Origin of the sequence: Olleya sp. 1-3, from assembly GCF_002836085.1 — a bacterium.
GTDB lineage: Bacteria > Bacteroidota > Bacteroidia > Flavobacteriales > Flavobacteriaceae > Olleya > Olleya namhaensis.
Genome location: NZ_PJBW01000002.1, coordinates 150,499 through 172,040, shown reverse-complemented (window position 1 = coordinate 172,040; position 21,542 = coordinate 150,499). Strand labels below are relative to the sequence as shown.

The 21,542-nt window shown below is 32.6% G+C and carries 23 protein-coding genes; 4 read left to right on the top strand and 19 right to left on the bottom strand.

All coding sequences use genetic code 11. The annotated features are described in order from the left end of the window. Positions 1-19 precede the first annotated feature (19 nt). The 7 genes from CXF54_RS02735 to CXF54_RS02705 form a co-directional block, all read right to left on the bottom strand. Positions 20-358, bottom strand: coding sequence for a DUF4870 domain-containing protein (locus tag CXF54_RS02735; protein ID WP_090838737.1), 339 nt, complete (start codon positions 356-358; stop codon positions 20-22). A gap of 84 nt (positions 359-442) precedes the next feature. Beyond that, positions 443-856, bottom strand: a complete 414-nt coding sequence (locus tag CXF54_RS02730; protein WP_090838739.1) for a DUF6691 family protein — start codon at positions 854-856, stop codon at positions 443-445. Between the two features lies 1 nt (position 857). Continuing rightward, on the bottom strand, positions 858-1,412 hold the full coding sequence (locus CXF54_RS02725) for a YeeE/YedE family protein (RefSeq protein WP_101202352.1): 555 nt from the start codon (positions 1,410-1,412) through the stop codon (positions 858-860). Positions 1,413-1,505: 93 nt separating this feature from the next. Further along, positions 1,506-1,715, bottom strand: coding sequence for a DUF2892 domain-containing protein (locus tag CXF54_RS02720; protein ID WP_090838743.1), 210 nt, complete (start codon positions 1,713-1,715; stop codon positions 1,506-1,508). 166 nt (positions 1,716-1,881) lie between these two features. Further along, a complete protein-coding gene (locus tag CXF54_RS02715; RefSeq protein ID WP_101202351.1) occupies positions 1,882-5,076 on the bottom strand; it encodes an efflux RND transporter permease subunit in 3,195 nt (1,064 codons plus the stop codon). Positions 5,077-5,215: 139 nt separating this feature from the next. After that, positions 5,216-6,292, bottom strand: coding sequence for an efflux RND transporter periplasmic adaptor subunit (locus tag CXF54_RS02710; protein WP_101202350.1), 1,077 nt, complete (start codon positions 6,290-6,292; stop codon positions 5,216-5,218). A 111-nt stretch (positions 6,293-6,403) separates the two neighbouring features. Continuing rightward, entirely contained in the window at positions 6,404-7,711 is a 1,308-nt protein-coding gene (locus tag CXF54_RS02705; RefSeq protein ID WP_101202349.1) for a TolC family protein, read from the bottom strand. A 288-nt stretch (positions 7,712-7,999) separates the two neighbouring features. Here CXF54_RS02705 and CXF54_RS02700 point away from each other — a divergent pair, with 288 nt between their 5' ends. The 3 genes from CXF54_RS02700 (at position 8,000) to pncA (ending at position 11,186) form a co-directional block, all read left to right on the top strand. Beyond that, positions 8,000-8,998 carry a metal-dependent hydrolase gene (locus tag CXF54_RS02700; RefSeq protein WP_101202348.1) on the top strand — a complete coding sequence of 333 codons (999 nt, stop codon included), beginning with the start codon at positions 8,000-8,002 and terminating at the stop codon, positions 8,996-8,998. A 125-nt stretch (positions 8,999-9,123) separates the two neighbouring features. Next, on the top strand, positions 9,124-10,521 hold the full coding sequence (locus CXF54_RS02695) for a nicotinate phosphoribosyltransferase (RefSeq protein WP_101202347.1): 1,398 nt from the start codon (positions 9,124-9,126) through the stop codon (positions 10,519-10,521). A gap of 59 nt (positions 10,522-10,580) precedes the next feature. Continuing rightward, the gene (gene pncA / locus CXF54_RS02690; RefSeq protein WP_101202346.1) at positions 10,581-11,186 is read left to right on the top strand and encodes a bifunctional nicotinamidase/pyrazinamidase; all 606 of its coding nucleotides are present in this window, start codon (positions 10,581-10,583) and stop codon (positions 11,184-11,186) included. 69 nt (positions 11,187-11,255) lie between these two features. On the opposite strand, the gene CXF54_RS02685 is transcribed toward pncA, so the two are convergent. From CXF54_RS02685 to CXF54_RS02635, 12 genes are all read right to left on the bottom strand, one after another. Further along, positions 11,256-11,552, bottom strand: coding sequence for a hypothetical protein (locus CXF54_RS02685; RefSeq protein WP_090838756.1), 297 nt, complete (start codon positions 11,550-11,552; stop codon positions 11,256-11,258). Between the two features lie 15 nt (positions 11,553-11,567). Next, positions 11,568-12,641: a cytochrome d ubiquinol oxidase subunit II gene (gene cydB / locus CXF54_RS02680; RefSeq protein ID WP_101202345.1), complete on the bottom strand. Its 1,074-nt coding sequence runs from the start codon at positions 12,639-12,641 to the stop codon at positions 11,568-11,570. Between the two features lie 2 nt (positions 12,642-12,643). After that, positions 12,644-13,975, bottom strand: coding sequence for a cytochrome ubiquinol oxidase subunit I (locus CXF54_RS02675; protein WP_101202344.1), 1,332 nt, complete (start codon positions 13,973-13,975; stop codon positions 12,644-12,646). 111 nt (positions 13,976-14,086) lie between these two features. Then, a complete protein-coding gene (locus tag CXF54_RS02670) occupies positions 14,087-14,809 on the bottom strand; it encodes a peroxiredoxin (protein WP_101202343.1) in 723 nt (240 codons plus the stop codon). A 193-nt stretch (positions 14,810-15,002) separates the two neighbouring features. After that, positions 15,003-15,152: a hypothetical protein gene (locus CXF54_RS15770; protein WP_168800759.1), complete on the bottom strand. Its 150-nt coding sequence runs from the start codon at positions 15,150-15,152 to the stop codon at positions 15,003-15,005. A 95-nt stretch (positions 15,153-15,247) separates the two neighbouring features. Continuing rightward, positions 15,248-15,832 (bottom strand): SAM-dependent methyltransferase, encoded by a 585-nt coding sequence (locus CXF54_RS02665; protein WP_101202342.1) that lies wholly within the window; start codon positions 15,830-15,832, stop codon positions 15,248-15,250. Then, the gene (trxA, locus tag CXF54_RS02660) at positions 15,832-16,128 is read right to left on the bottom strand and encodes a thioredoxin (RefSeq protein WP_101202341.1); all 297 of its coding nucleotides are present in this window, start codon (positions 16,126-16,128) and stop codon (positions 15,832-15,834) included. Before trxA ends, CXF54_RS02665 begins: the two co-directional genes overlap by 1 nt. A 12-nt stretch (positions 16,129-16,140) precedes the next feature. Next, on the bottom strand, positions 16,141-17,133 hold the full coding sequence (locus CXF54_RS02655) for a DUF3365 domain-containing protein (protein WP_101202340.1): 993 nt from the start codon (positions 17,131-17,133) through the stop codon (positions 16,141-16,143). A gap of 9 nt (positions 17,134-17,142) precedes the next feature. Further along, positions 17,143-17,412 (bottom strand): heavy-metal-associated domain-containing protein, encoded by a 270-nt coding sequence (locus CXF54_RS02650; RefSeq protein ID WP_090838771.1) that lies wholly within the window; start codon positions 17,410-17,412, stop codon positions 17,143-17,145. Between the two features lie 395 nt (positions 17,413-17,807). Beyond that, a complete protein-coding gene (locus CXF54_RS02645; RefSeq protein ID WP_101202339.1) occupies positions 17,808-19,223 on the bottom strand; it encodes an MBL fold metallo-hydrolase in 1,416 nt (471 codons plus the stop codon). A gap of 227 nt (positions 19,224-19,450) precedes the next feature. Then, a complete protein-coding gene (locus CXF54_RS02640; protein ID WP_101202338.1) occupies positions 19,451-20,245 on the bottom strand; it encodes a sulfite exporter TauE/SafE family protein in 795 nt (264 codons plus the stop codon). Between the two features lie 64 nt (positions 20,246-20,309). Then, on the bottom strand, positions 20,310-20,942 hold the full coding sequence (locus CXF54_RS02635; RefSeq protein WP_090838777.1) for a Crp/Fnr family transcriptional regulator: 633 nt from the start codon (positions 20,940-20,942) through the stop codon (positions 20,310-20,312). A 166-nt stretch (positions 20,943-21,108) separates the two neighbouring features. On the opposite strand from CXF54_RS02635, the gene CXF54_RS02630 reads away from it, so the two are divergent. After that, positions 21,109-21,534 carry a response regulator gene (locus CXF54_RS02630; RefSeq protein WP_101202337.1) on the top strand — a complete coding sequence of 142 codons (426 nt, stop codon included), beginning with the start codon at positions 21,109-21,111 and terminating at the stop codon, positions 21,532-21,534. Positions 21,535-21,542: the final 8 nt, after the last annotated feature.

Genomic DNA, 21,542 nt, shown 5'->3' with positions numbered 1-21,542 from the left:
CTTTATCATAGTAATATAACTAACTAATAAAATTAAAAGATAAAGGGTATTCTGGGTTTTCGCCATTACTAACTTTAACAGCATTTATTACTGGATATATAATAGATACTAGGCCTAGAACAAACCATCCTAAAAAACCTAATCCAAATAACAGTATTAAAGGTACACATACAAAGTATAAAACAACAATACTTAACTGAAAGTTAACGATTGCCTTTCCATGTGCATCCATGTCGTATACTTTATCTTTTTGGGTCAACCATATTATTAATGGCAAGATTAAGCTACCGCATCCTATAACTAAAGATGCCAATTGACTTAAATGGGTTAATACTAATAATTGTCTGTCTGTTTTCATTTTTACTTTAATTCGCTTTTTAGATTTATACCTATATGACGTATAATTTGTAAAAATGTTACAGAGTTTGAAAAATATTTTTAATTAATGTGGCAATTTACCCTTTAAAACACCATATAAAAATGTCCCTAATGCTGCTGACAAAAACACGATAATAATAGGCAGATAACCCGCACCTATAAGCACAAATATTGGTCCTGGACATGCACCAACTAGTGCCCAACCAAGTCCAAAAATAATACCTCCAAGTAAATATCTAGAAAACGATTTTTCCTTTGGTGCAATTACAATTGGATTACCATCAAACGATTTGACGTTATACCTTTTTATAATTTGAACAAACAAAATACCAAACGCTAAAGCTGTACCAATAATACCATACATGTGAAATGCTTCAAAACGAAACATTTCATAAATTCTAAACCAAGAAGCAGCTTCTGATTTGTACATTATAATCCCAAAACAAAGTCCTATAAAAATAAAAAGTAGTTTTTTCATATTAAAAAATTAAAGGGAATAATAAATGAACCATTACTAATCCACCGATAAAAAAGCCAATAACAGCAATTAAAGACGGAAGTTGTAAATTACTTAATCCAGAAATGGCGTGACCAGAAGTACATCCTCCAGCATATCGTGCTCCAAAACCAACCAAAATACCACCAACAACTAAAATTATAATGGTTTTTACATCGCTTAAAGCGGAAATAGAAAATAACTCGACAGGTAAGTATTGGTTTTCAGTTGAAATATTTAAACTAGATAACGATGCTTTTGTAGCATCACTAATGGCAGGCATATCTGTAGCTGACAAATAATGTGATGCTATAAACCCACCAAGCATAGCCCCTATCACGACTAATAAATTCCACACATCCGATTTCCAATCAAATTTAAAAAACGAATTGACTTTTCCGGCACCACAAGCAGCACAAAAAGTTCTTAAGTTTGATGACATACCAAACTTCTTTCCCATTAATAATAAGAATAGCATTGTACAGGCAATTAAAAATCCTGAAACAAACCAATGCCAAGGTTGAAATAAAAAATCCATAAATTAAATTTGCGCAAAAATACATGCTACAAATCAATTTATGGAATTTTACAACACCAATTTTATAGGAATAAACCTATTATAAAACTAATGTTATTTAACACTACAACCTGCGCCTTCTTTCCTCACTCCTAACTTTACTAATATTGTTTCTAATAAGCACCACTTTGTAAATGCAGACTGTATTAAATTTACACCTATAAACACTGTAAACCACATCCATTTTGGACTTACATAAACAGAAAGCACCACACTTAACAATACCATTACACCAACAATTACTCTAAAATATGTATTCAACATCTTTATTCTTTTTTAAATTTATAACTTAACATTCACGTCATTCTGAACTAGTTCAAAACCTAATTATTCACAACTCAACTTTCTTTTTATTACCCAATCTTATCAGCAAACCGCACGTCATTCTGAATTCATTTCAGAATCCCATCATTCACAATACAATTACCCATTATTTATAATTTTGCTTCTCTATCATATAATAAACAAGAGGCACAACCAGTAAAGTCAACACTGTAGACACAATAGTCCCTCCCATTAATGATATCGCCAATCCTTGAAAAATCGGATCAAAAAGTATCACAAATGCTCCAATAACAACCGTTCCTGCTGTTAATAAAATTGGTGTTGTACGCACTGCGCCTGCTTCAATACACGCTTGTTTTAGTGGCACACCTTCTGCTGTTCTTATATTAATAAAATCAATAAGTAATACCGAATTCCGAACCATAATTCCTGCTAAAGCAATCATACCAATAAACGACGTTGCGGTAAAAAACGCTCCCATAATCCAATGTCCTAGTATAATTCCGATTAACGATAATGGTATCGCAACCATCATAACGATAGGTGCTTTAAAGTTTTGGAACCAGCCTACAATCAAAATGTAAATTAAGATAATAGCTCCTAAAAAGGCAATACCTAAATCTCTAAATACTTCTAAAGTAATTTGCCATTCGCCATCCCATTTTACAGTATAATTATCTTCAAAATCTGGTTGACCTAAATACATTTCGTTTAACTCGTAGCCTTTTGGTAACGGAATCTCTTTTAACTTTTCTTCCATTCCAAGAATAGCATACGCAGGACTTTCTAATTCTCCAGCCATATCTGCCATCACGTAAACCACGCGCTTTTGGTTTTTACGATAAATACTTTTTGCAGCTATCGTTTCCGTAATAGTTACCAAATCTGCAATTGGTACCATATTTCCTTGTTTCGATTTTACTTTTAATTGCGAAATATCACTAATTGTAGATTTCTCTTTTTCATCTAAAGCCAATATCAAACCTACTTGAGTAACCGCATCTTCATCATATAAATTTGTGATCGCTCTATTAGACAATGCCATATTCATGGTATACGCAATTTGTTGTGGCGCAACACCATACAGCATGGCTTTTTCTTTGTTTATATTAAATTGATATTCGGTTTGATCGGCTTCCACCATCCAATCAATATCTACCACATCATCTGTGTTTTTTAAAATCTCTTGAACGCCATTGGCGATTTTAATCTGCTCGTTATAATCAGGTCCATACACTTCTGCAACAATCGTTGACAATACTGGAGGTCCTGGTGGTACTTCTATCAATTTAATATTAGCGTTATACTTTGCTGCAATTTTCTGAATATCTGGACGCATTAATTTTGCTATACCATGACTTTGAATATCACGTTCGCCTTTATCAATTAAATTCACTTGGATATCTGCCATATTAGATCCACCACGTAAATCGTAATGACGCACCAAACCGTTAAACGTAATTGGTGCAGATGTACCAACGTAATTTTGATAATTAACCACTTCTGGTCGCGTCGCTAAGTATTGCGACACTTCTTGTGCTACAACTCCTGTTCTTTCTAGCGTTGTGCCTTCAGGCATATCAATAACCACTTGAAATTCATTCTTATTATCAAATGGTAACATTTTTACAGCAACCGATTTTGTGAAAAACAACACCATTGTCGCCATTAAGACCATAAACGTTATCCCTAAAAACAACCAACGCTTACCTTTGCTTTCTAATAAAGGACGTTCAAACTTGTTATAAATCTTATAAATAAGCGTGTCTTCAACTGCTTTTTCTGGTTTCTCCTCTGCTCCTTTTTTATCTTTTTCTCTTAAGAAAATATAGCCTAAATATGGTGTAATAGTTAAGGCAACAAATAAAGACAATATCATGGCAATAGACGCACCTATCGGCATTGGTGCCATATATGGCCCCATTAATCCAGACACAAACGCCATAGGTAAAACCGACGCTATAACTGTAAATGTTGCTAAAATGGTTGGATTCCCAACTTCATTAATCGCATATAAAGCTGCGTCTTTAAATGGTAAGCGTTTCATCTTAAAATGTCGGTGCATATTTTCGGCAATAATAATCGAGTCATCCACCACAATTCCCGTTACAAATACTAACGCGAATAAGGTAATTCGGTTTAGCGTGTAATCCATCATGTAGTAACTCAGTAAGGTCAAAGCAAACGTAATTGGCACCGATAAAAACACGACCAATCCACCACGCCAACCCATTGCTAGCATCACTACAAGTGTTACTGCAAAGATAGACCCAATGAGGTGCCACAGTAATTCCGATACTTTATGAGACGCTGTTTCACCATAATTTCTAGTGACTTCCACATGTACATCATCGGGAATTAAAGTACTACGTAAATGATCTACTTTATCAATAATCACATCAGCAATTTTCATGGCATCTGCACCTTTACGTTTCGCTACCGAAATAGTTACAGCAGGATATTCCGAATTATAATCAACCGATTTTACACTTCCTTTTCCGTAACCTAAACTCACATAATTTTGTGGTACTTCTGGTCCATCAATAATTTTAGCGACTTGCTTTAAATAAATAGGCTGATTTTGTTGCACACCAACCACCAGATTTTCAACATCAGTAACCGAAGCTAAAAACGAACCTGTATTTACTAAAAATTCAGTATCATTCTTATCAAAACTTCCAGCACTTAACTGGCTGTTATTTGCTTTAATCATTTCCGAAACCGACAAAAAGTCCAAACCACTTGCAGCTAATTTATCTTTATCTAAAACCACACGTAATTGACGATCTCTACCACCAATTTTATGCGTAATAGCCACATCGTTTATCTTCTTGATTTCGGCTTCCAACTCTTGAGCCATTTGGTTTAACTGGTAATCGTCATAATTTTCACTCCACAACGTTAAACCCAACATTGGCACATCGTCAATCGCACGCGTTTTTACTAACGGAAACGTAACACCTTCCGGCATTTGGTCCATGTGCTTATTAATCTCGTTGTATAATTTTACAAAAGAGCGCTCAATATCTTCGCCAACATAAAACTGTACGATGACCATTCCTTGCTCTTTCATAGACGTAGAATACACGTATTCCACACCTTTAATATTCGAAATTAATTGCTCTAAAGGCTTAATCACACGTGACTCTACTTCCGTAGGACTTGCTCCTGGATACCCCACAAAAATATCTGCCATAGGCACATCAATTTGCGGTTCTTCTTCACGCGGAATTAAAAACGAACTGTACACACCAACCACCATAAATACAATCATCAAAAGCACTGTAAGCTTCGATTGCATAAAGACTTTGGCAATTTTACCTGCGATTCCTTCTTTCATTTGAATTTTTATTTTGGGCGTTTTAACAGGCTATCCGTTACAATCTTTTTACTTATTCTCGATACAAATTTGCTTAGGCAAATTCACTCGAACTGACGTAAAAAGGATTTCCTCTTCTATCCTTAACGCAACTTATTAGTTATTGAATTGTAATTTTCGCACCATTAAATAATTTTCCTTCAGCAGAAACAATGTATGCTTCGTCTGCATTTAAACCAGATAATACTTCCACTTGATCTCCAAAAGTTCTACCTAAACGCAACCAACGTAATAATGCTGTATTGCTTTGGCTTACTGTATAGACTCCAGATAATTGCCCATTTGTGACAATAGCTTCGTTTGGTATTAAAACCATTGATGACGTTGCTTTTCTTTCCACAGGAAATTGCACTGTTGTAAACATACCTGACAAAATATTAGCCTCTGTTTTATCTAAATCTATTTTTACTAAATATTGTCCTCCAGTATTTTTAGCAGAAGTACTCACTTCTTTTACTTTGCCTTTTATGGTTTTATTGATTGATTTAACCAAAACAGCAACAGTAGCTCCTTTTTTAATCGCTGAAATTTCAGTTTCAGGAACCATTGCCATCACTTCAAAATTTCCAGGTGTTTCTATACTTATTAATGATACACCAGGATTTGCCATGTTACCAGCTTCTACATTTTTACTAGTTACTGTTCCGCTAAAAGGTGCAGTAATATTACTGTAAGCAAATTGTGCGTTAATTTCGTTTTTCATTTGATTAGCGCCTTCTACTCTAGCTTTTGCCATTTCGTAATTTGCAGTCATATCATCCATCTCTTTTTGAGACGCACTATTATCCGCAAATAAATTTTTAAAACGGTTGTAATCTTTTTGAGCATTGCTTAAAGCTGCATTTGCTTCTGTAATCCCCGCATTTACTTGCGCTCTTTTAGCTTGTAAATCGCTATTATTAATAGAGACTAATAATTGTCCTTTACGTACTTTGTCTCCTACGTTTACATGTACTTTATTAACGTAACCCATCATTCTAGTACTTAAATCGGCACTATTAGTAGCCTGTATTTTACCGCTTACAGATAAAAAAGGGCTATTTTCATTTGCTGCTACTTGACTCGTTTTTACGCTAATTGCTGGCGAATTATCTACAACTGGTTTTTTGTCTTCGCTACCACAACTTGCTACTAATAGCGCTACAGAAAGTGTTAGGATTGTATATATTTTTTTCATGGTTGTTATTTTTTATTTAAGACACTTCGACAAGCTCAGTGTGACATTTTTTATAATTAAAAACTCTCGAAAATCAATCTTGATTCTTGGTTCTATATTCTTGTATCTTTTTTATTCTTTAGTTAAAAATTGCAAATATGCTTGTGTGTAATTGTATTCAAAAATGGTTTGATAGTATTCCAATTGCTTTTGCGCATATTGTGTTTCGGCAATTAGTAAATCTGATGTTTTTTCTAAACCTTCTTTAAATCTGTTTGTTCTAATACGTAAAGATTCTTCAGATTGTTGTAATGCTAGAGTTGTTAATTTTAACTTATTTTCGGCATCTATAAAGGCACGTTTAGCTTTGTTTAATTCTAAATTACTTTGTGATACATATTGATTGTATTCTAGCTTTGATTTTTCAAATTCAGCTTTACTCTTTTGTACTTTTCCAAAACGTTTTGAGCCTTTAAAAATATCCCAACTTAATTGTGCTCCAAATAAATACCCATTTGCATCACCTTGAAAAATTTTATCGTCATACAACTCGTAACTCCCAAATGCGTTTAAACGTGGTAAAAACGCCATTTTATCCGCTTTATTCATAGCTTCATAAGCATTTGATACTAATTGCATGGCTTTAATGTCAGAACGGTTTTCAGACACCATTTTATCCTCTAAAGTAAAAGAGGCAATGGTTAATTCATCTGTTGGAATGTAAACGACATAGGTGTCATCATTCATTAAAAAAGACAAATAATTAGAGGCATTTTGCACATTACTTTTAGCGGTTTGCAACTGATTCTGAACTTCAGTAACACGTACTTCCACATTCAATACATCTGCACGTTGTAAATAGCCTTGTTTAAAACTATCATCTGCTAATTTTTTATTAGCGTTTGCAGCTACTAACGCTTTTTCTAAAACAGTAACTGCTTTATATGCTAACTGCAATTGCATGTAGGCTTTATCAACTTCAAACACTAAATACTCTTGTGTACGTTCTGTCTTTAAAGACATGGCTTCCATTTTTGACTTAGCAGCTTTACGTTGGTAAATACCATCTAAATTAATTAATGGTTGCTGAATTTCGAATTTGGTTGCATAGTTTTCTATTTGAGAAGGATCGTTTAACAACGCAGGACTAAAATCATTCTGTGTTAAAATCTCTTGATTTAATTTAGAACCAAAAGCCATTAAAGGATTGGTTGTCGCCATTGCAGTGTGACTTGCTGTAATGTTTGGCAAAAACACAGCATTGGTTTGTCTGTAGTCGGCTCTAGCTGCGTTAAAATCTTGTTCGGAAATTTTTATACTAGTATTATTTTCAGATACTTTTGACAAAACATCAGATTTTGCTAGGAGCACCAAGTCTTGTGCTTTTACAGACATACTGAAAACAAAAAGTAAAGCGACTATATATATGTGTTTTTTCATTTATCATTAATTTACAGTACAAAAATAGTTCAGGAATTTACTTTAGTCAGTAACATAGGTTACTTAAGAAAAGTAATAGTACTCGAGACATCGTTAATAGTTCTAAATTTAGAATAAATAAAAAGTCTACACACTGATAATTATCATACAAAATATTGATTATCACATAATTCCATAAAACCAAATAAAAAAAACGCTGACAACCTCCTTTTATTAAGCGCCCAAAAAGTAACTTAAAACATAAGTATTGTTATAAATATATTGGTATCCCTTACTTTTGTATTTGATATGGATTCATTAACACAAATAGTATTAGGAGCAGCTGTAGGCGAAGCTGTTTTAGGTAGAAAAGTTGGAAATAAAGCCATGCTCTATGGTGCTATTGCAGGAACTATTCCTGATTTAGATGTCCTAGCATCTTTTTTTACAGACAATGTCACTGCACTTTATGTGCATCGTGGATTTACACATTCCATTGTGTTTTCTGTCCTTTTCGCGCCCATATTGGCATGGATTGTGACACGGTACGAAAGCTATAAAAACTTTAAAAACTGGACTTGGCTATTCTTTTTAGCATTTGTAACACACCCTATTTTAGATGCACATACGACTTGGGGAACACAACTGTTTTGGCCTTTTGATTTACGATTAGCGTTCAAAAATATATTTGTAGTTGATCCATTATACACCTTGCCTTTTCTAGTGTTTTTAATTTTGGCAATGCGCCAGAAACGGACTACTGCAAAACGTCGTTTTTATAATAACATGGGATTGATTTTAAGTACCTCTTACTTAGCATTAACTTTATTATTAAAGTGGGCTGCTTATACAAAATTTGAATCTACTTTAGCAACACAAAATATTGATTATTCAGATATTGACACTAGACCATCACCTTTAAACACGATACTTTGGAGTGCCAATGTGCAAACTGAAGATGCTTATTTACTTGGTAATTATTCGTTTTTTGATAGCCAACCCATCACTTTTGAAAGCTATCCAAAAAACCACGACTTATTAGGTAGTCTTGTTGAGGATAAAAGTGTAAAACAAATGATTGCTATTACTGAAGGTTGGTATACTATTACTAAAGAAAATAACACACTTTACTTTAACGATTTACGCTTTGGATTATTAAGCCTAAAACCAAAATCAACCAATTTTGTTTTTAAATACAAATTAGAAATTGATCCAACGGGTAAAGTTTCATTTATAGAGGCGCCTAAAGATTCTAATGATGGTAAAAAGCTATTATCAGAACTTTGGCAACGCTTAAAAGGGAATTAATTTCGGTTTAAAAACCATTATTTAATTTCAACTAGACTAATTATTACATACTATTAATTTCTTTAGAATTTGAGAATGGAAATCTTTCAAATTTTAAATATCTTGTAAACTAAACTTATAAATTTATGGACATTACTGCAGCATATACGGATCTATATCAAATTACAATGGCGCAAGTCTATTTTGTGACTAAACCAAATGGTAAAGCTGTATTTGACTATTATTACCGTCGTAATCCTTTTGATAATGGGTATGCCATATTTGCGGGGTTAGAAGATGTTTTAGACATACTAGAATCGCTTAAATTCTCAGAATCTGATATTTCTTATTTAAAGCAAAAAGGATTTGAGAACGAGTTTTTAGAGTATTTAAAAAACTTTAGCTTTAAAGGTAGTATTCGTTCTAGTAAAGAAGGTGATATTGTTTTTCCTAACCGTCCAATTTTACAAGTTGAAGCCAATATTATAGAAGCACAAATTATAGAAACCCTTTTATTAAATATTCTTAATTTTCAAACCTTAATCGCAACCAAAGCTAGTAGAATACGCTATAGTGCAAAAGATGCCATACTATTAGATATGGGATTACGTCGTGCCCATGCTACAGGTGGTTATTATGCGTCAAGAGCTTCTGCTATTGGTGGTTTTGACAGTACTAGTAATGTGAAAGCTGCAGAAGATTACAACATCGCATCAACAGGAACAATGGCACATTCGTTTATTCAGAGTTATGATAATGAATTAGACGCTTTTCGTGATTTTGCTCAAGTGCGACCTAAAAACTGTGTGCTTTTAATTGATACTTATAATACCCTAAAATTAGGACTTCCAAATGCGATTATTGTTGCAAAAGAAATGGAAGAGAACGGTGAAAAATTATTCGGAATCAGATTGGACAGTGGTGATTTAGCGTATCTATCTAAAAAAGCGAGAGCCATTTTGGATGCTGCTGATTTAAGTTATGTAAAAATTGTAGTCTCTAATCAGTTAGACGAATTTGTTATAAAAAGTTTAAAAGAACAACAGGCGCCTATTGATGTTTTTGGTGTAGGAACTAATCTGGTTACTGGAAGACCAGATGCGGCGTTAGATGGCGTTTATAAATTATCTGAATACAATGGTGATCCAAGAATTAAACTCTCTGAAAACATCATAAAAGTATCGCTACCTTTTAAAAAGCAAGTGTACAGAATGACTGATGCCGACGGACAATTTTATGGTGCAGATGCTGTGGCTATTTATGCCGAAGGTGAGATTGATAAAATGGAACACCCTTTTGATATTACCAAACAAATAGATATTAGTGCACTAAAAAAAGAACCGTTATTGGAGCTAGTCATGGAAGATGGTAAACGTGTCGTTCCGATTAGAACTGTTACCGAAATTGCAGAATATTCGCAATCGCGTTTAGCACAACTTCCGGATGAATATAAACGTTTTCAAAATCCACATACTTATAAAGTTGGATTGAGTAGTCAACTTAAAAAAGAACGAAACGATCTAATTAACAAACATAAAAGTTAAAGCAATACTGCAGATGGTTAGATAAATCGTAACCTAATCCATTAAAAAATAGTCAAACTATGAAAACACTTTTAGTCATTGATGTACAAAACGATTTTATGCCTAGCGGATCTCTTGCAGTGCCCGATGGAGATAACATTGTTCCCGTAATAAATAGCATACAAGATAAATTCGATTTGATTGTAGCTACGCAAGATTGGCATCCAAAAACGCATTCTAGCTTTGCTGTAAACCATGATAACAAATCTAATTTTGATAGTATAGAATGGCGCGGGAAATTGCAAACCTTATGGCCGGAACATTGCGTACAAGGCAGTAAAGGAGCCGAATTACATCCAGAATTAGACACTAAAAAATACGAAGCTATTTTTAGAAAAGGTACTGATATAAATATTGATAGTTATAGCGCCTTTTATGACAACAACCATTTAAAAGCAACAGGGTTAACAGGTTATTTAAAAGAAAAGGAGGCAAAAAAACTCTATTTTTGTGGTTTAGCATCTGATATTTGTGTTTACTTTTCTATTCGCGATGCTATTCAAGAAGGTTTTGAATGTTATTTTATTGAAGATGCTTCTAAACCTTTAGATCTAAAAGCATTTGAAACTATTAAGATTAAAATGGTTGCTATGGGTGTACATATTATAACTTCAGAAGCTATTTAAAACTATCTAAACATTCTCTATCTCTTTTTTTTTGGATTGGAAACAAAACCATACCTAATTAATACATTGTTATTTATTCAGTTTTTTATAGATTAATTTAGCAACTACAAGTCCTAAAACGCCTCCTAAAATAGAGACAAAACAATTGACGACGAATAAAGTTATATTAAAACTTTCATTTTGCATTATTGACCAGGGATCAAAACCTAATCTTCCAAAAGATTTGATTAAAAAAATACTTCCAAAAACACCTACTAAAGTGTTTCCTATGAAACCAAAAGAGTACTTTTTATAAAAAACACCAAAGATATTAGCCGCAATAATGCCAATAAGAATACTAACTAGTGAAATTAAAGTCCCTGTCATAATAGTAAGTTTACACTAGTGTCCGTAATCCATTTTATCAACTTTTCCTGCCATTAGTCTTTTTTGAATAATGAAGTAAATAACAATCAGAATAAAACCAATAATTGCCCAATTAAAAGCGACTGACAAACCATAACTTTCTGTAGCTGTATTGTAAATTGTTAAATGCTCATGCGTATTATTGATAGACGGTAATATAACCGGAAATAGTGACGCCAATGACGATGTAATTCCTCCTAAAATTAATAAGGTTGAAAACATAAAACCATGACTTTCTTTCTTTAGTTTGTTGATAAAAAACAATCCAATTAATCCTGTAAGATAAATAAGAGGAAAGACTATTAAATAAGGCCTTTTTATAAAGTTATCTAGCGAGTTAGGGTTAACAATTTGCCATATAAATAAGGAAAACACCGTTAGTATTGCTAGAGCGATATTCAACTTAAAAATGACACCTTTAAGTTTTGTATTAATTGAAGAATTAGTTTTTAAAATCACCCAATTAGCACCATGAATAGCTAAGGTGATCACAGAAATTAACCCTATAATAATTGTAAACCAATCTATAATTCCAGGCGTATCACTTAATGGACTAAAACTACTATCCCATAAGGGTAAGAAAAAATAATGTCCTTCGTAAGCTGAAACTCCATTTTCAACGCCTCCTAAGTTTACACCTCTAACAATATTACCTAAAGCAATACCAAAAAACAAGGCTAATAACAAACTTGACACACCAAATGAGGTGTCCCAAATGTCTTTCCACATTTGATACTTAAATTGGCCTCTAAACTCTAAGCCAATAGCCCTGAAAATAATTAGCCAAAGCACTATAATTAATGGTAAATAAAAACCACTAAATACAGACGCGTAAAATGTTGGAAACGCCATAAAAAGCATCCCTCCTGCTGCAACTAACCAAACCTCGTTAGAATCCCAAAATAAACCAGCAGATTTTGCGATGACTTCTTTGTCTTTTTCTTTTTTAGCAAAGAACAAATGAATGATTCCTGTACCAAAGTCGTAACCATCTAAAATAAAAAACACTGCTAAAACAATAGCGATTGCTATATACCAAAATACTTCCATAATTAATGTGTTTGAGGTTTTGGACCTTGATTAATAGTTTTACCAACTAAGACTAGAAATAACAAGCCTAAAAGCATATATAAAGCAACAAAACCAAGTAATGTAAATAACGTGTTTCCTGAAGATACTGTTGGCGAAATCCCATCGCTAGTTTTTAATAAACCATACACTAAATAGGGTTGACGTCCTAGTTCTGCAGTATACCAACCGGTAAGATTTGCGATATAAGGAAATGGCACTAAAAACATAATGGTCCATAATAATGGTTTTAATGTGTATAGTTTTTTTCGCCATAAAAAGAAAAGTGCCAATGCCATTACACCTATAAAAATAGTTCCTAGTCCAACCATTATGTGATAAGAATAATAAAGCGCAGGAATATTACTTGGCAATTCTTCTTCTTTAAACTGATCCATTCCCGGAATTTGTTTATCCCAATCTTGATGGGTTAAAAAGCTTAATATATTAGGTACTGCTATTTTATTATCTAGCTTCTTTTCTACCATATTAGGTTGTCCAACTAAAACAATTTCGGCTCCAGCCTCTTCTGTTTCAAAAATCCCTTCCATAGCAGCAAAAGAAGCTGGTTGGTATTCTGCAACATTTTTAGCATTCCAATCACCTGTTGGAAAAGCAACCAATACACTAGATATTAATCCGAAAATCACACCTGTTTTTAAGAATAATTTCCCGTATTCCGTTTGCTTATTTCTTAATACATAAAATGCACCAATACTTGCTACAACAAACGAAGACGTAACAACCGACGCTATTTGATTGTGCAAAAAGGCTGGTAATAGCCAAGGATTTGTAAAGAGTGCTGAAAAGTTTTCTAAAACAAATTTACCGTTTTCTAAAACCTCATAACCTACAGGATGTTGCATCCAAGCATTAGTAGCTAGAATAAACCATCCACTTGCCCAAGATCCTAAAAAGACTAGAAAACCTGTTAGAAAGTGTAGTTTTTGTCCCATTAGTTTTTCACCAAAAATAAAGAGTGCTAAAAACGAGGATTCTAAAAAGAAAGAAAACATCCCTTCCATAGCCAAAGTCTGACCAATAATACCACCTGTGAGTTCTGAAAACTTCGCCCAATTGGTACCAAATTGAAACTCCATTGGAATTCCTGTAACCACTCCCATGGTAAAATTGATAGCAAAAATTTTCATTAAAAATTTTGCTGCATTGTTATACTTTTCGATGTTATTTATTAAATACTTTCCTTTAAAAAAGACTATCAATAATGATAATCCCATGGTTAATTGCGGAAATATATAATGAAATGTGATAGTAAATGCAAACTGCAATCTATCGTAAAAGAGCATGTCTTCCATATCCTAGTTTTTAGACTATAAAAATACGACACAACGCTTAAACGCTGTGTAACCTTTATCACAAAAAAGCCTCAAAAATGAGGCTTTTTTGTTATTTATAATTAGTTTGAATTATTTTTTTAAGATTGCATCTAAGACTAAGTCTTTATCTAGTTTTTTAGTACAGAAAAACCAGTCTTTACAGTCTAAATCTTCGGCAGATGTCATACGTTCTTCTGCAACACCACATGATCCAGCAGGAGATACAATTACATCATCTCCAGGATTCCAATCTGCAGGAGTAGCTACATTAAACTTATCTGAAGTTTGCATAGCTATTAAAGCTCTGTAAAGTTCATCAAAATTACGACCTAAACTTAATGGATAATAAATGATAGCTCTAACGGTTTCGTTTGGATCTACAAAAAAGACAGCTCTAACTGCTTGTGTTTTGCTTTCTCCGGGTTGAATCATTCCATATTTTTTGGCAACTTCCATCGAGATGTCCTCAATTAAAGGAAATTTAACCTCAATGTTTTTCATTCCGTTAAATTCAATTTTATCTTTAATAGTTCTTAACCAAGCAATGTGACTGTATAGACCATCAATTGACAAACCGATAAGACTACAGTTTGCTTTTGCAAATTTTTCTTCTAAATGCGCAAATGTCATAAACTCAGAGGTACAAACAGGTGTGAAATCTGCGGGATGACTAAATAATATAGACCATTTGCCTTTATAATCTGAAGGGTAATTAATATTTCCTTGCGTCGTTACTGCTGTAAATTCTGGTGCTTTATCACCAATTCTTGGCATTGCAAATGTGTCTTGTGGTGTTGTTTCTAGCGTATTCATAGTATATCGAGTTTTAATTATTTATAGTATAAAATTACTCTAGAAGTACAAGTTGGTTTGTAACATTTGTGACTTAAACCATACGTATTCCCTATCCTATTATAAGTGTTAACAATAGCTAAAACAAACACTTTATTGCATAAAAAAAGCGCATAATATGCGCTTTTTAAATTATTATCTGTAGTGTTTTAAATTATCTTTCTTTTGGCTCTTCTTTATCTCTATCACTGTTTGTCATTGAACTTACTAATAAACCAATAAGTCCTAAGCAAACAAGCGCGAATATAGCAATCATTATTACTCCGTTGTTCCAATTGTATAATGCAATGTTTTGAGATATCATAGTATAAAATTTATGTCGTTATTTGATAGTGTAAAATTACTATTGCCTTTTTAAATTTAATATGACAAATATCAGTTTTATCAAACCTTTGTTAGTTATCCTTTTTTTTGAATGATAAAAAACAATTCTCGTCCTGCTCTTGGCTTTATTGAGTTATAAGCCTCGTCCATAATCTTAATATCAAAATAGGGCTTAAAATAGCCTAAATACTCCGTTTTACTACCTCCAAAAGGTGGATGCGTTGTATTTAACACAGCATCAAATAGTAATCCCGAAACGCTACCTTTTGAATTTAAAATCTCAGAAGCTTTTTTAGCGTAAGCACTTCTTAAACTTGGATCTATAGCACAAAAAAAAGTTTGCTCTATAATTAAATCAAACGTCATATTTAAATCAAAAAAATTATTTAAAATCAAATTTGAAGATGGAAAATCGGGCACTCTAGCTTTTAAATTATCTAAAGCTGTTTTAGATAAATCGACAACAAAGATATTCTTGAAGCCTTTATTATAAAGGTATTCTGCCTCATAACTATTACCTCCACCAGGAATTAAAATTTTTAAATCTAAATTAGTTAACTGATCAAAATAAGCTTGTAATGGCGGAGAAATGGTTCCTAAATCCCAACCAATATCATTAGATTGGTATCTATCATCCCAAAAACCTGCGTTTAAATCCATTAATACGTTGCTGTAATAACATCAATCAATTCGTTTTTTTGTAGCACACCTGATTGTCTCCAAACTTGTTTTCCATTTTTAAATAACAATAATGTTGGCACCCCTCTAACTTGGTATTTAGATGCTAATTCTTGGTTTTTATCTACATCAATTTTTATAATCGAAACGCGTTCTTTTAAACTATCTTTTACATCTTTTAAAATAGGGCTCATTGTTTTACAAGGCCCACACCACTCGGCATAAAAATCCACCAACACTGGTGAATCTTGATTTATTATTTCTGAAAATTTACTCATTATTAATTTTATTTATTTATCAAAACTAATACTCCAAATACCTCTAACCTGATTTATAGAATAACCTGTTGCCTTATCCTCAGGGTACAAATTAGCAAGACTATTTAATGTTGGTCTTTTAATATCTTGATTTGGTTTACCATGACATTGCAAGCACATTGCGTTTGTTGTTATAGGATAATATACAAGTACTTTGCTATCTAAAACATCAACTATAGGTTTTGGTTCTGTATTATTTTTGATGTCGTTTTTAAAAGATTTAATATACGTTAATTCTTTATTATTTGCTAAATTATTTTGATTTCTTGGTTTGTCGGAAACTCTTTTTATGGTTGCATTATGTACTACAGACATGCTATCTATTAAAGGATAAGCCTTTTCATTACAAAACGCCAAAGCATCTAACGTCCCTTTTTTCTGGATAGTTCCCATTAGGTTTTTTCCTAAAACAGCTTTAGTTGTTAAGGCATATTTTAATCCACGTTCCGCGTACGGTAAATCTTTAAAATTTACTTCTGACTGCTGCTGGTTAACGTTATTTTTATTTCTATTTCCTTTATGGTTACCATTTTCTTCATTAAAATGGGCTTCAAACCAATCTGGTTGATCAATATCATAATCAAACATATAGTCTGCTATTTTAGCAATTGTCTCTTCTGGAAATGCTTGCTTTGGCATAACACCAAAACGTTTTACTGCTCCAAACATTTTAGCGTCTTGTGCATTGGGATTTTTGCCCCATGCTTGCATATTTTCTACAAATTGCGCTTTAGTTGTATTTTTATCTATATAATGCTTTTTGATAGCAATCATTGGCGGTCCAATCCTTTCAGATTGACTTGCTGTTGGACTATGACATGTGTAACAGTTTGTTTCCATTAGCTTTTTTCCAGGATGCTTATTAGCCTCCATTTGTGTGTCAAATGCAGAAAATTTTTTATTTTTAGAATTATTGCAGCTAACCAAAAACAACGATACTATTATAAGTAAGTAGACCTTTTTCATGATTTTTTTTTATTGTGAAAGCTTTCCAGTAGCACAACTAACAAAAGATTTAGCTTTAGATACTAAATTATTATCATCATCTATTGAAGGGTAACCTAATGCTTTAAGTCGCTCTTTTACTACTAAAGCTTCTGCTTGATTATTATGATTAAATGCTACTACACTATTGTCAACATCTATTGTTATCTCAGAGATGTTTTCTATTTCGGCTAATTTTGTAGTGATAGTGTTTGCACAACCACCACATTTTAAGTTTTGTACTACTATTGAAGTGTTCATATTTAATTCTATTTTAAATTTCGGTAAAATGTGTTCGCTAAAATGCTCGGTTCATTTTTAATTCTATTTTAAATTTTGGTAAAATGTGTTCGCTAAAATGCTCGGTTCATTTTTAATTCTATTTTAAATTTTGGTAAAATGTGTTCGCTAAAATGCTCGGTTCATTTTTAATTCTATTTTAAATTTCGGTAAAATGTTTTCGCTAAAATGGCTCGGTTCATTTTTAATTCTATTTTAAATTTCGGTAAAACTGTTTCGCCGTAAGGCCAAAGTATTAAAGTAATATATAAATTTACTACAAATTGAAATCTTAAACGGTAACTAATGTTACACAAAAAAAGCGCGTATTACAATTATGCAATACGCGCTTTTACTAACTAAAAACAACTTTAATATTATTTTAATGTTGTAGGACAAACAAAATCTGTTCTTGGTATGTCTGTTTTCTTGATGGCACCATAACCTCCGGCGACATCTATTAAGTTATGAATACCTCTGCTTTTTAATATTGATGCTGCAATTACAGACCTGTAACCACCAGCACAATGAATGTAAAACGGTTTATCTTCTGGAAACTCGCTTAAATGACTGTTTAAATTATCTAAAGCAGTGTGTTTTGCACCATCAACATGCTCGGCAGTAAATTCGCCATCTTTTCTAACGTCAAAAATAACGTCTTTGTTTTCTTCGTATCGTTTAGCAAACTCTTCTGCAGAAATTGATGTTAATGTATCATAATCCATTCCTGAACTTTTCCAAGCCTCAAAACTACCGTCTAAATACCCAATTACATTATCAAAACCAACACGAGATAAACGTGTGATTACTTCTTCTTCTCTACCTTTTGGAGCGACTAATAAAACCGGCTGACTAACGTCTGCAATCAATGCACCAACCCAAGGCGCAAATCCACCATCAATACCAATAAATATAGAACGTGGAATATGTCCTTTTATAAATTCGGTTTGATTACGCACATCTAAAACAATAGCTTCAGTCTCATTAGCTGCAGCTTCAAAAGCCTTTGGAGTTAATGGTTTCTGAGATTTAGTCATGACTTTATCAAAGCTTTCATAACCTTTGATGTTCATCATAACATTTTGAGGAAAGTATGCTGGTGGCTCTGATAACCCGTCTAATAGTTCAGCAATAAATTCGTCTTTAGTCATATCTGCACGTAATGCATAATTAACTTCCTTTTGATGTCCTAAAGTATCAGTGGTTTCTTTACTCATGTTTTTACCACAAGCAGAACCAGCGCCATGTGCTGGATATACAATAACACTATCTGGTAACGTCATAATTTTATTACGAAGCGAATCAAATAAATACCCTGCTAGCTTTTCTTGTGTTAAGTCTGATGCTATTTTTTGTGCTAAATCAGGACGTCCAACATCTCCAATAAATAACGTATCTCCTGTAACTATACCGTGCTCTTTTCCATTTTGGTCAATGACAAGATACGTTGTGCTTTCCATAGTATGACCTGGTGTATGGATGGCCTTTATTTTGTAGTCTCCTACTTCAAATATTTGACCATCTGTTGCTATAACTGCTTCATAAGATGGTTTTGCTGTGGGTCCAAATACAATTTGAGCGCCTGTTTTTTCTTTTAAATCTAAATGGCCAGACACAAAATCTGCATGAAAATGCGTTTCAAAAATATATTTTATTTTAGCATTGTCTTGCTTTGCTCTTTTTATATATGGCTGCACTTCCCTTAATGGGTCAAAAATTGCTGCTTCTCCATTACTTTCTATATAATAGGCTGCGTGTGCCAAACAACCTGTATAAATCTGCTCTATCTTCATTTTGAATTCTATTTTATATTTTGGTAAAATGTGTTCGCCTTAATGGCTCGGTTCATTTTGAATTCTATTTTATATTTTGGTAAAATGTGTTCGCTTTAATAGCTCGGTTCATTTTGAATTCTATTTTATATTTTGGTAAAATGTGTTCGCCTTAAGGCTAAACATCTTATTTAATTCTTCAAATTTACTAATGTTTTTAAATTTTTATAGCAACATAAGTTACATAATTAAAAAACCAACTCCTTAAAAATTATATAAATTGACATTACTAATACAAAGTAACCAAAGCTCTTTTTTAGTTTTTTTCCTGAAACAAATTTAGAAAAATAACCACCTACCAATATCCCAACAATTGTTAATAAAGAAAAAGTTAACAGAAAAAACCAATCAATATCTAAAGTTTGAGCATCTCCAGAAAACCCTATTAGTGAGTTAATTGCTACAATAACTAAAGATGTTCCGACTGCTTTTTTCATATCTAAACCAGCCCAAAGCACCAGTGCAGGAACATATAAAAAACCACCTCCAGCACCAATTAACCCTGTTATAACACCAATTATTATGCCTTGAACAAACGTTTTGTAATAGGGTTGAGACCCGTTAGAAACAGAGTCCTCTTGTTTTGTTTTAATCATTGAAAAAGCTGCCAAAAACATGATAATAGCAAAAAATATCATGATTGCCATACCTTTAGTTAATGCAAAATCTCCTATTGTAAAAAGCACATCTGGTATTGCTGGCACCAAATATCTTCTAGAAATAAAAACAGCAATAAATGATGGAAACGAAAAGGCTAAACCTGTCTTAAAATCTACTAATCCTTTACGGTATTTTTGAACCACACCTACAAGAGATGAAGATCCTACCACAAATAAAGAATACGCTGTTGCAATTATTGGATTAAACCCTAAAAAATAAACCAATAATGGTACTGTTAAAATGGAACCACCACCACCAATTAAGCCTAAAATAGCTCCAATTAAAAATGCTGCAACGTAAGTAAAAATTTGTGTAAAATCCATAGGTTAAATTATCGAAAACAAAACTACTGTTTTAAATAGTAATTATATGTAACAGTTGTTACGCTTATAAATCAATTACTGTAATATTATTTCGATGAAGTTTTATTTTACCATCAATTTCCAAGGTTTTTAATAATCTAGAAATCACGACTCTAGAGGTGTGTAAATCTCTTGCGATTTCTTGATGCGTGACATGTATAACTTCATTATGATTAACCATCGCCTTGTCTTTTAAGTATTTAAACAAACGCTGATCCATCTTTAAAAAAGCAATGGTATCAATAGCTTCTAACAATTCTGACATTCGATTATGATAGCTTTGTAACACAAATTTTTGCCAAGATTTATACTTACCTAACCACTCTTCCATTTTTACAATGGGCACCATGATTAATTTAGTATCGGTTTCGGCAACAGCCCTAATTTCACTTTTAGAATTACCTAAACAACAAGACAATGTCATGGCACAAGTATCTCCTTGCTCTATAAAATATAGTATCAATTCGTCACCATCTTCATCTTCCCTCAAAATTTTAATAGCGCCACTTACTAAAAGTGGCATTGACTTTATGTAGTCACCAATTTCGATTAATTTAAAACCCTCAGGAATATCTTTATAAGTCCCAACATTATTAATTTCTTGAATCAATTCATCTTCAAATAAATACCCGTAATTTTGTTGTAACTCTTCTAACATCTTTTGTTTTTTTATAAGGTAAAGTTAAACAAATTTGCCCAATACATAATTGGTGTTCATCTATTCGAAACCTGCTAGTAGTCGTTGCTTTTAAGCCATTCAGCGAATAAAAAAAAATGAATCTAATTTATCTCTGACATTTGATAAATATATTTAATATTGTAACATGCAAATTAATTTTCCCGTAGACTTTACCCTCTTAATTGATGACGACAAAGTTATTAATTTTTATAACGAAAAAATAGTTAACAAACATGATGATTTTAATCAAGTTATATCTGTTAACAGTGCTTTAAAAGCTTTAAAATATCTTGAAGATGCTAGTAAAGGCTTAGCCATTAAACCTAATCTTATTTTTTTAGATATAAATATGCCTGCCATGAATGGCTGGGAATTTATTGAAGAATATAATAAGCTAGACACAGATTTTACATCATCAATAAAGATAATTTTATTAACGACTTCTAATAATCCTGACGATTATAAGCGTTTTAAAACTATAGATTTACTTGAGGACTTTATAAACAAGCCTTTATCTGCTAGTTTATTAACAACCTTAATAGAAAGCCATTACAAACAAAAAACCGTATAATATCTATT